This is a genomic window from Nocardia sp. NPDC058176, from assembly GCF_042883805.1.
In the GTDB taxonomy this organism is placed as follows: domain Bacteria; phylum Actinomycetota; class Actinomycetes; order Mycobacteriales; family Mycobacteriaceae; genus Nocardia.
Map to the genome: position 1 here is coordinate 505,105 of NZ_JBHVVA010000003.1, position 13,536 is coordinate 518,640.

Below are 13,536 nucleotides of genomic sequence, written 5' to 3' on the forward strand. Positions count from 1 at the left end.
GGTGCTCACTTCGCGTAGTCGTAGAACCCGCGGCCGGACTTGCGGCCCAGGCGGCCCGCCTCGACCATCCGGCGCAGCAGCGCGGGCGGGGCGAGGTGGGGCTCGGCGAATTCCGCGTACAGCGATTCCGAGGCCGCCAGGGCGATGTCGAGGCCGACGGTGTCGAGCAGGGTGAGCGGGCCCATCGGGTAGCCGCAGCCGCCCTTCATGGCCGCGTCGATGTCCTCGGCGGTGGCGTAGCCGGACTCGAGCATCCGGATCGCCGAGCACAGGTAGGGGATGAGCAGGGCGTTGACGATGAAGCCGGAGCGGTCACCGGCCTGCACGGTCAGCTTGCCCAGGGTGTTCTTGGCGTAGTCGGTGACGGCCGCGGCCGCCTCCGGCGCGGTCACCAGGGTCGAGATGATCTCGACCAGCGGCATCACCGGCACCGGGTTGAAGAAGTGCACGCCGACGACCCGCTCGGGCCGCTCGGTGGCACCGGCCACCTTGATCACCGGGATCGAGGAGGTGTTGGTGGCGAGGATGCCTTCGGGCTTGACGATCTTGTCCAGCTTGCCGAAGATCTCGTACTTGATCGCCTCGATCTCCGGCGCGGCCTCGATCACCAGGTCACGGTCGGCGAACTCGTCGATGTCGAGGGTGACCCGCACGCGGGCGATGGCCGCGTCGGCCTCCTCCTGGCTGATCTTGCCCCGGGCCACGCCCTTGCCGATCGACCCGGCGATCCGCTGCTGGGCGGCCTCGGCGAACTCCGGCTTGGTCTCGAGCACCAGCACCGAGCTGCCGGCCTTGGCACACACCTCGGCGATACCGGCACCCATGGTGCCGCCACCGATCACTCCGATCAACTCCACTGCAGTCACTTCCCATCGCATCGCCCTGCTTGTCCAGGGGATTATTTCACCCTGGCTGGCACTCAGTGCCACAGGCTGTGAGAAGTGCTCTCCGGCGGACTCGACGGCACCGACCGGGCCGCCCCTGTCCTGGTCGACAAGCGGGGCGGCCCAGCGGTTTCGGCTATCGGGCCGGGGTGAGCTCGGATTCGGCTGCGGGCGGTTTCTCCCGCCCGAGGACCGAGTGCCCGCGCCCGTAGGCGAAATACACGATGACACCGAGGGCCATCCAGATCACGAAGCGCAACCAGGTCTCGATCGACAGATTCAGCATCAGCCACAGGCAGGCCGCCGCGCCGAGGATCGGGACCACCGGGACGAACGGAACCCGGAACCCGCGCGGCAGATCGGGCCGGGTGCGGCGCAGCACCAGCACGCCGATCGCCACCATGACGAACGCGACCAGGGTGCCGATGTTGACCATTTCCTCCAGCGTGCCGAAGTCGACGAACCCGGCCAGCAGCGCGCAGACCACGCCGACGAACACCGTCAACCGGACCGGCGTGCCCTTGCTGCTGGTCTTGGCCAGGCTCCGGGGCAGCAGACCGTCGCGGGCCATGGCGAACAGCACCCGGGTCTGACCCAGGTACATCACCATCACCACCGTCGACAGTCCGGCCAGCGCCCCGATCGCGATGATGTTCTTCACCCAGGTGTCGCCGTGGATCGCGAAGGCTGTCGCGAGGGTGGCGTTGCCGTCGGCGAGCTCGGTGTAGGACACCATGCCGGTGAGGATCAGCGAGACCGCGATGTAGAGCACCGTCACGATGGCCAGCGAGCCCAGGATGCCGCGCGGGATGTCGCGCTGCGGATTGCGCGTCTCCTCGGCGGTGGTGGCGACCACGTCGAAGCCGATGAAGGCGAAGAACACCAGGCTGGCCGCGGCGAGCAGGCCGTACCAGCCGAAGCTGGTGTTGCCCGCGCCGGTCAGGAAGGAGAACAGCGACTGGTGCAGGCCGCTGGCGCCGTCCTCGGCCGGCTGCGACGGCGGGATGTAGGGCGTCAGGTTCGAGGGCTTGAAGTAGGTCGCGCCGACCACCAGCACCAGCGCGATCACGCCGAGCTTGATCGCCACGGCGATGGCCGACACCCGCGAGGACAGCTTGGTCCCGGTGGCCAGCAGCACGCCGACCACCGCGATGATCACCACCGCGCCCCAGTCGAAGCGCACCGAGCCGAGATGCATGACCGGCGTCGACCCGAGGACGTCGCCGAGATATTGCGACCAGCCCTTGGCGACCACCGAGACCGCGAGCGCGAACTCCAGGATCAGGTCCCAGCCGATGATCCAGGCGATGAACTCACCGAAGGTGGCATAGGCGAAGGTGTAGGCGCTGCCCGCCACCGGAACGGTCGAGGCGAACTCCGCGTAGCACAGGGCCGTCAGCCCGCACGCGATCGCGGCGAAGACGAAGGCGAGCGAGACCGCGGGCCCGGCCACCGAGCCCGCGGTGCGCGCGGTGAGGGTGAAGATGCCCGCGCCGATCACCACCGCGACGCCGAAGATGGTCAGGTCCTTGGCCGTCAGATCCTTGCGGAGCTTGGAACCCGGTTCGTCGGTGTCGCGGATCGACTGCTCGACGGACTTCGTGCGGAACAAGCCGCTCGTGCTCGTCATCGGTGCGCCCGGGGGATGGCGTCGAGGCGGCGTTCGGCGAACCGGTTGGCGGCGGCGCCGGTGCCGATGCCCTCGGCGATGGCGGCGGCGATGATCTCGCGGCAGCGCGGGTAGATCTCGGCCACCTCGGCGTCGATCTCGGCCGGGGCGGCGGCGCGCAGTTCGCCCGCCACCTGGATGAGCCCGCCGCCGTTGGCGACGAAATCGGGCACCCAGGTGATGCCCCGCTCGGTGAGCTGCCGCTCCACGTCGGGGGTGGCGAGCTGGTTGTTGGCCGCGCCGCAGACCAGCTTGGCCTCGATGGTGGCCACGCTCGACGCGGTGAGCGTGGCGCCCATCGCGCACGGTGCGTACACGTCGACCGGTGCGGTGGACACCGTGGACAGCAGCCGCACGGCGGGCTGTTCGTCGGCGATGCGGCGCAGGGCGGCCTCGTTCACGTCGGTGACGCAGACCTCGGCGCCGTCGGCCAGCAGCAGCGCGGTGAGTTCCCGGCCGACCTTGCCCACACCCTCGACGCCGACCGTGCGACCGGCCAGTGTCGGTGCGCCCCAGACGGATTCGGCTCCGGCGCGCATGGCGTGGAACACGCCCAGCGCGGTCAAACGGGCGCTGTCACCACTGCCACCGGCGGCGACACTGCGGCCGGTGACATGGCGGGTGTGCCTGCCGATCACATCCAGATCGTCGGTGTCGGTGCCCACGTCACCGGCGGTGATGTAGCGCCCGCCGAGGGTCTCCACGAAGCGCGCGTAGGCGGCGAGCAGGTCCTCGCTCTTCTGGGTGGCCGGATCACCGATGATCACGGCCTTGCCGCCACCGAGATCGACGCCTGCCGCCGCGGCCTTGTACGTCATGCCCCACGACAGCCGCAGCACATCCTGTAGCGCCGCGGATTCGTCGGCGTACGGGTAGAAGCGGGTCCCGCCGAGGGCTGGGCCGAGCGCGGTCGAGTGGATCGCGATGATCGCTTTCAGCCCGGACCGGTCGTCCTCGCAGAACACCACTTGCTCGTGGGCGCGGGCGCTGAGTTCGTGCGATCGGCCGAAGACTCCCGCCTCGGTGTGCACAACGGTCACTGTCCATTCCTTTCCGATTGCCGCACACCCGGTCGTGCCGTGGGTGCGACAGTGTTGTGGTGCCGCGGGTTCGCGGCGTTGTCGGCGCACCACGAGGTCGTGGTGCTGTGGCGCATCGGCGGCGTGATCCCGCCGCCGATGCGCGGTCAGCTCTCGATGCCGAGCTCGCGGAGTCCGGCCCGGTAGACCTCGACATTGCCGAGCTTGACGTCCTCGTAGCCGCGCACCACATCGGGCAGCGCCGCTGCCGCGGTGGCGGTGTCGTAGTTCTCGACGTGCAGATCGCTCGCCAGTCGTCGCACCATCGCGGTGTACTCGGCCAGCAGTTCCCGCTCGACCTTGCGCACGTGCGCGTAGCCGAAGGGGTCCAGGCGGGTGCCGCGCAGGAACTTGCCCTTGGCGAGAACCTTCAGCGCGACATGGGATTTCGGAGTGAGGCCGATCTTCTTGCGGCGGCCCATGGCGCGCAGCGCGGGCGGGTGCAGCTTGTAGGTGAGTTTCTCGCCGCCGGGTACCTGGGCCGCCACCTCGTCGAGGAACGCGGGATCGACCAGCAGGCGGGCCACCTCGTACTCGTCCTTGTAGGCGGTGAACTTGTACAGCCCGCGCGCCACCGCCTCGCTGAACTCGGTGCGCTCGGTGACGCTCCGCTCCGCCGACCAGACGCGCTCGACGGTCTCGACGTAACGCCGCGCCACCGTGAGGTTCTGATAGTCGATCAGATTCGCGGCCCGCAGTTCCACCACCCGCCGCACCTCACCCTCGAAACCGGTGTGCGCCAGCAGCTCCGCGGGCACCGTTCGCGTGGCCCGCTGCGGCTGCCCCTGGTCGACCGCCGCCGCGAACGTGCCCGGATCGGCGACGGCGACGCGTCCCCACCGGAACGCCGCGATGGTCGCGGCCACCGCGACACCGTTGATCTCGATCGCCTCCTCGACCGCCGAGGCGGGCAGCCGCAGCCCACCGGACTGCACGGCCGCGCCGACGATCAGGAAGTTGGCCGAGGCGGTGTTGCCGAACAGGGTCTGCGCCGCGGCGAGTGCGTCGAAGTGGTTGACCGAATGCGACACCGCCGCAAGACGATCCAGCAGGACCTCGGTGGCGGGATAGTCGACCGACTTGTCGTAGACCATGTCGCCGGTCGGGGTCTGGCTCGTCGAGGCCACCGCGATGGTCCGGTCGGCATCGCCGTACTGGAGGTAGCGGGATTCGGTGGCGGTGAGCAGGTCGACGGCGAGCAGGCAGTCCGCGCTGCCCGGCGTCAGCCGGTTGGACGGCTCCAGTTCGGTGGTGGCGAACCGCAGGTGCGAGACCACCGGGCCGGCCTTCTGGCTCATGCCGATCTGGTCCAGGCTCTCCACCGCGTACCCGGCGCGCAGGGCGGCGGTGGCCAGCACCTGGTTCACCGTCACGATGCCGGTGCCGCCGATGCCCGCGATCAGCACGTTCTGGGTGCGCTGCGGTGCGCCGAGCCCCGGATCGGCCACCGTGGGTGGTTCGGCGGCCTTGCGGCGCTCGGTCTTTCGTTCCGGTACCTCCACCGTGACGAACGACGGGCAGTCGCCGTCGAGGCAGCTGTAGTCGGTGTTGCAGGAGGTCTGATCGATGCGGGTCTTGCGCCCGAACTCCGTCTCGACCGGCTGCACGGACAGGCAGTTCGACTTGGTGCCGCAGTCGCCACAGCCCTCGCAGACCGCCTCGTTGATCACCACCCGCGTGTTGCGGACCGGCAGGGTGCCGCGCTTGCGCTGCCTGCGCGCGTCGGCGGCGCAGTGCTGGTCGTAGATCAGCACGGTGACGCCCTCGGTCTCGCGCAGCAGCCGCTGTGCCTCGTCGAGCCGATCGCGGTGCCACAGCAGCGTGCCCTTGGCCAGCGAGCGCTTGCGATGCCGCTGCGGTTCGTCGGCGCAGATGATGATCCGCCGGACGCCCTCGGTGCTGAGCTTGTGGGTCAGCTGGGCGACGGTGAGCACGCCCTCCACGTCCTGGGCGCCGGTCATCGCGACGACCTCGTTGTAGAGCAGCTTGTAGGTGATGTTCACCCCCGCCGCGACACACGCCTGCACCGCCAGCTGCCCGGAGTGGAAGAAGGTGCCGTCGCCGATGTTCTGGAACAGATGCGGGACGTCGGTGAACGGCGCCTGCCCGATCCACTGGCTGCCCTCACCGCCCATCTGGGTGAGTCCGGTGACGGCGCTGTCGGCGCGTCCCGACAGGGTCACCAGGGTGTGGCAGCCGATTCCGCCGCCGCCGATCGAGCCCTCGGGCAGCGCGGTCGAGCGGTTGTGCGGGCAACCGCTGCAGAAGTACGGGGTCCGTTTGGCGGACAGGACCTCCAGCGGAAGAGCGGGCGGCGCAGCCCTTTTCAGCTCCACCCGGCCGCGCAGCACGCGGCGCAGTGGCGCCAGCAGTCGACCGGGGGTGAGTTCGCCGTCGACCGGCATCAGCCGGGCACCACGCTCGTCGCGTTTGCCGAGGACGCGCGGGGCGTCAGGGGTGCCGTAGAGGATCTCGCGGATCTGGGTCTCGATGAACGCGGTCTTGTCCTCGACCACGACGAGATCGTCGAGGCCACGGGCGAATTCGGTGATCGCGGTCGTGCCGACGGGATAGGGCATGCCGATGCGCAGCAGCCGGATCCCGGCCCGGTGCATGGCCGCCTCGTCGACGCCGAGATCCAGCAGACCCTGGCGGAGGGCGTCGAAAGTGGTTCCGGTGGCAGCGATCCCGAGCTTCGCCGTCGGCGGGTCCACCTCGATCACATCCAGGGCGTTGGCCGCCGAGTAGGCGTGCACCATCTCCCAGCGGGGGCCGTACAGATCGGCCTCGGCGATCACGCTGTCCGAGGGCGCCGCCATCGGCCGCTGCCGGTAGACGAACGGCCTTCCCTCCCAGTGGATCTCGGGCACCGTGATCCCGAGGTCCGCCACATCGGCATCGACCGTCCACGCCCCGTCGGCGACATCGGCGACGATCTTCAGCGCCACCACGCACCCCGACGCCCGCGACAACGCGATGCCCTGCATCCCGAGGGTGATGATCTCCTCGGCATTGCGCGGGAACAGCACCGGCACACCCATCGCGGCCAGTGAGCGCTCGCTCACCGCTGGCACGGTCGACGACTTCGACGCCGGATCGTCGCCCACCAGCAGCAGCACGCCGCCGCGCGGGTTCACCCCGTACATGTTCGCGTGCCGGATCGCGTCGGTCGCCCGGTCCACGCCGGGGCCCTTGCCGTACCAGATGCCGACCACGCCGTCGTGGGTCGGCGTTCCGGCGGGCAGGTCGGCCTGGCTGCCCCAGACCGCGGTGGCGGCGAGTTCCTCGTTGAACCCGGGGACGAAGGTGATGTCGTGTTCGGCGCGGACCTCCGGCATGCCGAGCAGCATCTTGTCCACCCCGCCGAGCGGACTGCCCTGGTAACCGGAGACGAACGTCGCCACCCGGCGTCCGCCGCGCAGATCGCGCACCTGCTGTTCCACGAGCAGCCGGGCGATGGCCTGGACGCCGGTGAGCAGCACCGGTCCGGCGCCGGAGCGATAGCGATCGGCGAGATCGTAGGGTGCGGCCGCCTCGGCCTCCGGTCCTGCGGACGGACAGACGATGGTGGTCATGGACGCCTCACCACACTTCCCACAACCCGGATCACGAGCTGCGCAACGAAGGAACTTGCTATCGGTGCAGCGAAATCTGCCGTGGCGGGGTGATCTGTGTCAACAGTCGGTCGAAAAGTTGATCAGTCTGCTCAAAAGTGATCTACGACACTGGCGTGGAGGTGTCAGTCTGCTCGAGGTGAGAGACCTGGGTCACACATCGGTCGATCGGTTCGTGAGGTGATCGACCAGCGGCAGGCTCCGGTAGCCGATCGGGGTGGCCAGGGCGAGCATCGTCTCGGTGTGGTTCACGCCGTCGATGGCGTGCACCCGCTGGATGATCTCGAGCAGATCCTGCTGCGAGCGCGCGGCGATGCGGACCAGCAGGTCGGCGCGGCCGGTGGTGGCGTGCACCTCGAGCACGTGCGGGAACCCGCGCAGCGTCTCGATGATCGGGTCGATCCGGTTCTGGTCGAGCTCGACGCCGAGGAACGCGTGCACCGCGAAGCCGATCGCCTGCAGGTCCACATCGGGCGGATAGCCGCGCACCGCTCCCGAGGACTCGAGCCGTTTCATCCGCGCCTGCACCGTGTTGCGGGCGATGCCGAGGCGCTGGGCCAGCTCGAGGATCGGCACGCGCGGGTCGTCGGCCAGCTCGGCCAGCAACGCGGAGTCCAGCGCGTCGAACTTGATGGTCATGCCGCATTGTGGCATGGGGGCCCACCGTGCCCGGTCAGGGGCGGAAGGCCCGCAAGGTGGTCTCGACAAGGGTGTCGGCGTAGTCGGCGGTGAGCGGTCCCGACCGCAGGAGCCAGCGCTGGAACAGGGGTGCGTAGAGGAATTCGAGGACCAGGTCGAGATCGGCATCCGGGTCGAGCTGGCCCGCCTGTTGTCCGGAGCGCAGGCGGACCTTCTTGATCTCGTCCATCGGCGCCGCCAGCTTCTCCCGATATTGGGCGGCGAGCTCGGTGTCAGTGATGATCTCGGTGTTGAGCGCGCGAATCGGACGCTCGAAATCCGGATCGGCGAACTCGGCCGCGGTCGCCCGCAGGACCAGCTTCAGATCCGCCTCGAGATCCCCGGTGTCGGGCAGCGCCACCTCCTGCCCGTCGGCGGCCTCACTGAGCGCCAGGAACGAATCGAAGATCACCGCCCCTTTGGACGGCCACCACCGATAGATCGTCTGCTTACCGACCCCGGCCCGAGCCGCAATCGCCTCGATCGACACCTTCCCGTACCCGACCTCGGACACCAGCTCACGAGTAGCGGCGAGGATGGCCTGCCGGGACCGCTCGCTGCGCCGGGAGGCCGCCGGATTCTGGGCATTCGACATACCGGGAGCCTATCAGCCAATCGAGACGAGACGGTTCGGTTGACAACTCCGTCGACTGGGATACTCGATGGAAAGGAAGGGACCGAGCCATGGCGGTGATCGAGGACGTTCGGGCGCTCGGCACCGAATTGGAGCGCTCCTACCCGGTATATGTGCGCGGCGCGCTGAGGTTCCGCGTCGGGCAGATCGTCTACGTGGACTTCTCCCTCGACGAAACCATCATGGGCTTCGCATTCCCCAAGGAAGAACGGGCAGCACTCGTCGCGAGCGAACCACACAAATTCCACCTGCCATCAACCTCGGAAATGCGCTTCAACTGGGTCAAAGCCGACCTGTCGACCCTGGACCCGCCCGAAGCACGCGAACTGGTAGTCGACGCCTGGCGCATGGTCGTCCCCCAAAAACTCTCCCGCGCCTACGACCTCGCCCATCCCCACGGCCCAGGGTGAGGCCGACCGACCCGGTACTCGACTGAGCCCGGTTGGTCAGCGGCGGGGCCGTCGCGCGGTGAACAGCGTGACGGCCCCGACCTCGATGACAGTGTGTTCCGCGAACGCCGCCCCCAGCGCGTCCTCGAGTTCCCCACGATCGTCGTCGCGATTGTTGAACGCGCCCACCCTGCGGTAGACGGTCGTGAGTGCGCGACCGAAAAGGGTCCGTGGCTCTCGCCCCCGTCCGAGGATCGTGGATCCGAACAGCACGCCGTCGTCGGACAGCACGTCCGCGAGATGCCGAAACGCGATCCCCTTGTCGGTGAAATCGCCAGGGACACAGTGCAAGACAAAGTTGATCCCGACCGAGTCGTACCCGGTCCCGGCTTCGGCAGGCACCGGTTCGAGGACACTCGCGCAGACCGCCGCGACATCGTGCACGGACTTGCGCAGCCGGCGCGCGGTGAACGACAGGGGAGTCGGATTCAGATCCATCAACGTGATCTGTGCCGTCTCGCCCGCCGCCGAGTTGGCGAGATACCAGCCACTTCCGGGGCCGACCTCGAGGTGCCGGTGGCCGAGATGCCGGTTGTAGAGATCGAGCATGACCGTCGCGTCGCACTGCCAGGCGAACCGGTTGCTCAGCCGGATCACCCAGGCGTCATAGACGGTCAGAAACGCTGGTGTGTACGGGGCCGCGGCCTCGCGGACAGGATCATGGCGCGCCAATGCCGGTCCTGTCGTCGGACTCCGCGATGATGGCCATGGATGACCCCCTTTCTCCTCCGAAACTACCGCGGGAGTCGACTGGTGAATTCGAACTCACCCACATGGGCAGACGGTCGGACTCTGTACGCCTTCGTCGAAAAGTATGCCGGGATGGGCGATCACCGCGTCGGGACAGACGTCGACCGCGCCACCAACGACCTCTTCGCCGACACGCTGACCGCGCTGGGCGGGCGAGTTCGGCGCCAGCCCTTCACCTTCGATCGGTATCAGGCGCGAACGCGGGTCACGATCGACGGCGCCGAAGTCTGCTCCGATCCCCTCTACTACCAAGCGGTGGGGACCGTCGACACCGATGCTCCCTACACCGCCGCGGTGTACGTCACGCAGGGTGATCGCACCTCCGCGGAGCTGGACGACGCCATCGCCGCCGGGCAGCGGGCCGGTGCCGCGGCGGCGGTGATCGCGACCTTCGGCACGACGTCCGACCCCGCCGCCGAACCGCTGGTGCTCGCGACTCCGCTGTCCGGGTGGTTCGGCTGTGCGGCCGAGCGGGCCACCGGCATCGCGGTGGCGTTCGCGTTGGCACAACGGTTTCGCGGGCGGGTCCCGATCACTGTGGTCGGCTCGCCGGGTCACGAGATCCTGCACCACATCGGCCTGCAGCACTACCTGCGCACCTTCGACGCCGATCCCGCGCTCACCGTGCATCTGGGAGCGAATGTCGCACTGGGGCAACGTGCCGGCGACGGAACGATCGAACTCGCGCCGTCCTTGACCGACCCGCGACATCTGCCCACCGAGGGACGCGGCCTCTTCATCCGGATGGACGCCGACCGCTACGCGCCGGTCGAGAAGGCGCTGGAGCGAGCCGCATTGGTCCCGATGCTCAATCCCACCCGATGGTTCGGCGAAGGCGAACTCTGGGCCGGCGCGAGTGATTCCGCGCTGCTGTCGTTCGTCGGAATCACCCCGCGTTCCACACCCCGGCCGACGTCGCCGACCGCACCACCTCACCGGCCGCCCTGGCCACCGTGGCCGGTGCGGTCGGTGATGCGATCGAGGCATACCTCGACCAGCTCTAGGAGTTCCCGGTCGACTCGGACTCGACGAGTTCCCATAGCGTCGTGCGACATTCGGCCAATCGTGCCTCGCCGACGCGCTCGGCCAGGCGCCGGTCGATCGCCTCGGCGGCCCGCAAGGCGGCTTCGGCGGCGGTGCGGCCCGCGGGGGTGAGTTCGACGAGCTTCGCGCGGGCGTCGTTCGAATCCACCCGGCGCTGTAGGTAGCCGAGGGTGACCAGTTCGTCGACGATCGGGCCGACGGTTTGCTTGGTCGTGCTCAGGCGGTCCGCGATCTGGGTGACCCGGCGGGCATCCGGACCGAGTGCGGCGAAGACCCGGAGGTGGACGGGTCGTAGCTCGGTCAGGCCTTCGGCGCGCAGGGCGTCCTGGACCTGGTCGGTCACGACGAGGGCGAGGCGGCGGGCGAGGGCACCGATCCGGGAATGCGGGCCGAGGTGGGTGTCGGCGAGATGTGCGGGGTCCGAGGCGGGTGTGGTCCTTGACACAGTAGTAAGGCTACCGTACCTTCCGAAATGGTCAGGCCACCGTACTAATTTGTCGGGTGGCGCCCACTATCGGATGGAAATCGCATGAATCAGCCTTCGGTGACCTCACCACCCAGCACCCCGCGCTCGAGCCGAGTGCCGCAACGCCTCGCGGGCTCCCTGCTGGTCCTCACCGGTGTCACCCACGTGGTCCAGCTCGCCGTCTACGGCACGGCAGGCCATGTCCTCGGAGCCGTCGGCTACGGCGTGATCTATTTCGTCCTCGGCATCGCGGTCCTCTGGTCCTGGAAGTGGTCGCTTCCGCTCGCGGTGATCCTCCCGACGATCGGCGGCATCCTCGGAACGATCCGCTTCGTCACCCACCCCAACCCCTTCAGCGTCTGGCACGTCTTCCTCGACCTGATCATCGTCCCCGCCGCCGTGATCGCCCTCCGCCGGCAGCGAATGTAGCGTCGGCACATAGTATTTGGACATGAATATCGTTCCGGGAGTTCTGCCCCTTCGGGTGGATCGAAAGTTTCATCTGGCCGCGTTTGTCGGAACGCACGCTCAGATTCTTCTTCGAAGTGGTCGGAGCTACTATCACGACGGTCACTTTCCGGAACATGAATCGGTATTCGATGTTCTCTTCAAAAATGTCGGTGCCATCGCGATATGGGAGAACTTCTATCCGCTCGAAGTGGCATATGCCAGTAGTGCTGAGATCGAAGATTTCTTGCGATTTCAAGGTGGTGAATTGGGGCGGAGGACGCTATATACCCTTCGGGGTGCGAAGCAGGTCGGATACGTTCTCGCCTCGTCGATGTACTGGACTGACGACCCGGACGGCTCCGTGGGGGAGGAAAGCATACTTGTGGAGCCAACCGGGCGTGCCGCAGAAATCGAAGTAATGGAAGCGTGAATGTAAATGGTGGGGATGTGACGTTCACGTCCTGAAAGGCGAATGTGGGCATCCGAATGCTCGGCTCCGGCGCGTAGGCGCGGGCGACCGCGACGGCGCGCGAGTTGAACAGGCGGGGTCGGGATGAGTGGTGCCGACCGGAAAACCGTTCTCCGGTCCATGGTGAAGACTCCGGCCGCGATCTGGATCCAGCCAGGTCTCCGGTGGCGAGCCGGTTGATCGGATGCCCGGTGATGTCGAAGCCGTCGCGGGTGAGCACCTGGGTGATCGCCGAAGCGAAGAACAGCGGTCCGGACCGCGTGTGATCCGGCGGTCCGAGCCGGTCACCACCGGCTGCCAACCGATGGCAACGGACACCCTCGGTCGGGCAGTCGACGACTGAGGTGTGCAGTGTGCACCGGCATCAGGTGCACCCGGGGGCACTACGGCGTAGTGGACGGGCGCCGCCGCGGGCAGAGTGACATCACTCCAGCGGTAGCCCATCCAGGCAAGATGAAAGGTGAAAACCATGACATCGACGGCAGCCGGCCGGTCACGGCCTTTGCGGAAGGTAGCGCGGTCGACGGAGGTGGGGGAGATCCTGCAGATCGTGGCCGAGGACGGGGCGGTGATCATCGGCGGGTTCTTGTCCGCCGATCAGGTCCGGCGGTTCAACACCGAGCTCGACCCCGCGCTGACGGGTGTTTCGGCGGGGTCGCAGCATTGGAACCCGATCATGCAGGAGTTCCACGGCGCCAACACCAAACGCATGACCGGCCTGGTGGCCCAGAGCCCGACGTTCGGCGGCGAGGTTCTCGATGACGATCTCCTGCACGCTTTGGGTGAGGGAACGTTCCGTGATCGGCTGGGGGATTGGTGGCTCTCGACCGGGCAGGTCATTCAGATCGGCCCCGGTAACCGGCCCCAGTTCCTGCATCGCGACAACGAGAACTATCCCGCCTTCGCGGCCATGGGCAAGTCCGCACCCGAGGTGTGCGCCAATCTCCTTGTCGCGCTGACCGATTTCACCGAAGCCAACGGCGCGACCCGAGTGTTGCCGGGTACGCATCTGGCCGACGACTTCGGCGTGCGCGGAGCTCCCGGGGAAACCGTCGCCGCCGAGATGAACGCCGGTGACGCGTTGTACTTCTCCGGCAAGGTCCTGCACGGCGGTGGCGCGAATCAGACCCACGACCAGTGCCGGCGGGCAGTGAGCATCGCCATCCAGGCATCGTTCCTGACTCCGGAGGAAGCACACGCGCTGCTGATCGACCGCGACACGATCCGCGGACTCCCCGCGCGAGTGCAGAAACTACTCGGGTTCCGCTCGCAGTACCCCGTGGGATCACCCGGCCTGTGGACGGCCGATGCCAAGGAGATCGCCGATCAGCTGGGTCTCTGACGCAGCCC

The 13,536-nt window shown here is 68.0% G+C and carries 12 protein-coding genes; 4 read left to right on the forward strand and 8 right to left on the reverse strand.

From position 1 onward, the window contains the following. Window positions 1-5: 5 nt before the first annotated feature. The 6 genes from ACFVVM_RS20325 to ACFVVM_RS20350 form a co-directional block, all read right to left on the reverse strand. Window positions 6-857 carry a 3-hydroxybutyryl-CoA dehydrogenase gene (locus ACFVVM_RS20325; protein ID WP_387620340.1) on the reverse strand — a complete coding sequence of 284 codons (852 nt, stop codon included), beginning with the start codon at window positions 855-857 and terminating at the stop codon, window positions 6-8. Window positions 858-1,020: 163 nt separating this feature from the next. Further along, on the reverse strand, window positions 1,021-2,514 hold the full coding sequence (locus ACFVVM_RS20330) for an amino acid permease (RefSeq protein WP_387620343.1): 1,494 nt from the start codon (window positions 2,512-2,514) through the stop codon (window positions 1,021-1,023). Then, window positions 2,511-3,593 carry a Glu/Leu/Phe/Val dehydrogenase dimerization domain-containing protein gene (locus ACFVVM_RS20335; protein ID WP_387620346.1) on the reverse strand — a complete coding sequence of 361 codons (1,083 nt, stop codon included), beginning with the start codon at window positions 3,591-3,593 and terminating at the stop codon, window positions 2,511-2,513. Before ACFVVM_RS20335 ends, ACFVVM_RS20330 begins: the two co-directional genes overlap by 4 nt. A 146-nt stretch (window positions 3,594-3,739) precedes the next feature. Beyond that, window positions 3,740-7,207 (reverse strand): indolepyruvate ferredoxin oxidoreductase family protein, encoded by a 3,468-nt coding sequence (locus ACFVVM_RS20340; RefSeq protein ID WP_387620348.1) that lies wholly within the window; start codon window positions 7,205-7,207, stop codon window positions 3,740-3,742. Window positions 7,208-7,399: 192 nt separating this feature from the next. Next, window positions 7,400-7,885 (reverse strand): Lrp/AsnC family transcriptional regulator, encoded by a 486-nt coding sequence (locus ACFVVM_RS20345; RefSeq protein WP_387620351.1) that lies wholly within the window; start codon window positions 7,883-7,885, stop codon window positions 7,400-7,402. 34 nt (window positions 7,886-7,919) lie between these two features. Further along, window positions 7,920-8,519, reverse strand: a complete 600-nt coding sequence (locus ACFVVM_RS20350) for a TetR/AcrR family transcriptional regulator (protein WP_387620353.1) — start codon at window positions 8,517-8,519, stop codon at window positions 7,920-7,922. A gap of 89 nt (window positions 8,520-8,608) precedes the next feature. On the opposite strand from ACFVVM_RS20350, the gene ACFVVM_RS20355 reads away from it, so the two are divergent. Continuing rightward, a complete protein-coding gene (locus ACFVVM_RS20355) occupies window positions 8,609-8,968 on the forward strand; it encodes an MmcQ/YjbR family DNA-binding protein (RefSeq protein ID WP_387620356.1) in 360 nt (119 codons plus the stop codon). Between the two features lie 36 nt (window positions 8,969-9,004). Here ACFVVM_RS20355 and ACFVVM_RS20360 read toward each other — a convergent pair whose 3' ends face one another. Both ACFVVM_RS20360 and ACFVVM_RS20365 read right to left on the reverse strand, forming a co-directional pair. Further along, on the reverse strand, window positions 9,005-9,679 hold the full coding sequence (locus tag ACFVVM_RS20360; protein WP_387620359.1) for a class I SAM-dependent methyltransferase: 675 nt from the start codon (window positions 9,677-9,679) through the stop codon (window positions 9,005-9,007). A gap of 1,078 nt (window positions 9,680-10,757) precedes the next feature. Beyond that, the gene (locus ACFVVM_RS20365) at window positions 10,758-11,246 is read right to left on the reverse strand and encodes a MarR family winged helix-turn-helix transcriptional regulator (RefSeq protein ID WP_387620362.1); all 489 of its coding nucleotides are present in this window, start codon (window positions 11,244-11,246) and stop codon (window positions 10,758-10,760) included. A gap of 84 nt (window positions 11,247-11,330) precedes the next feature. On the opposite strand from ACFVVM_RS20365, the gene ACFVVM_RS20370 reads away from it, so the two are divergent. The 3 genes from ACFVVM_RS20370 to ACFVVM_RS20380 all read left to right on the forward strand — a co-directional run bounded on the left by ACFVVM_RS20370 (window position 11,331) and on the right by ACFVVM_RS20380 (window position 13,528). Continuing rightward, entirely contained in the window at window positions 11,331-11,696 is a 366-nt protein-coding gene (locus tag ACFVVM_RS20370) for a hypothetical protein (protein WP_387620365.1), read from the forward strand. 22 nt (window positions 11,697-11,718) lie between these two features. Further along, window positions 11,719-12,147, forward strand: a complete 429-nt coding sequence (locus tag ACFVVM_RS20375; protein WP_387620368.1) for a hypothetical protein — start codon at window positions 11,719-11,721, stop codon at window positions 12,145-12,147. A 508-nt stretch (window positions 12,148-12,655) separates the two neighbouring features. After that, the gene (locus ACFVVM_RS20380) at window positions 12,656-13,528 is read left to right on the forward strand and encodes a phytanoyl-CoA dioxygenase family protein (protein WP_387620371.1); all 873 of its coding nucleotides are present in this window, start codon (window positions 12,656-12,658) and stop codon (window positions 13,526-13,528) included. Window positions 13,529-13,536 lie beyond the last annotated feature (8 nt).

Bases quoted from the DNA above. Each gene is read 5' to 3' on its own strand.
- ACFVVM_RS20350 (WP_387620353.1), bottom strand. From the start codon at position 8,519: ATGTCGAATGCCCAGAATCCGGCGGCCTCCCGGCGCAGCGAGCGGTCC.
- ACFVVM_RS20375 (WP_387620368.1), top strand. From the start codon at position 11,719: ATGAATATCGTTCCGGGAGTTCTGCCCCTTCGGGTGGATCGAAAGTTT.
- ACFVVM_RS20345 (WP_387620351.1), bottom strand. From the start codon at position 7,885: ATGACCATCAAGTTCGACGCGCTGGACTCCGCGTTGCTGGCCGAGCTG.
- ACFVVM_RS20340 (WP_387620348.1), bottom strand. From the start codon at position 7,207: ATGACCACCATCGTCTGTCCGTCCGCAGGACCGGAGGCCGAGGCGGCC.
- ACFVVM_RS20330 (WP_387620343.1), bottom strand. From the start codon at position 2,514: ATGACGAGCACGAGCGGCTTGTTCCGCACGAAGTCCGTCGAGCAGTCG.
- ACFVVM_RS20370 (WP_387620365.1), top strand. From the start codon at position 11,331: ATGAATCAGCCTTCGGTGACCTCACCACCCAGCACCCCGCGCTCGAGC.
- ACFVVM_RS20355 (WP_387620356.1), top strand. From the start codon at position 8,609: ATGGCGGTGATCGAGGACGTTCGGGCGCTCGGCACCGAATTGGAGCGC.
- ACFVVM_RS20380 (WP_387620371.1), top strand. From the start codon at position 12,656: ATGACATCGACGGCAGCCGGCCGGTCACGGCCTTTGCGGAAGGTAGCG.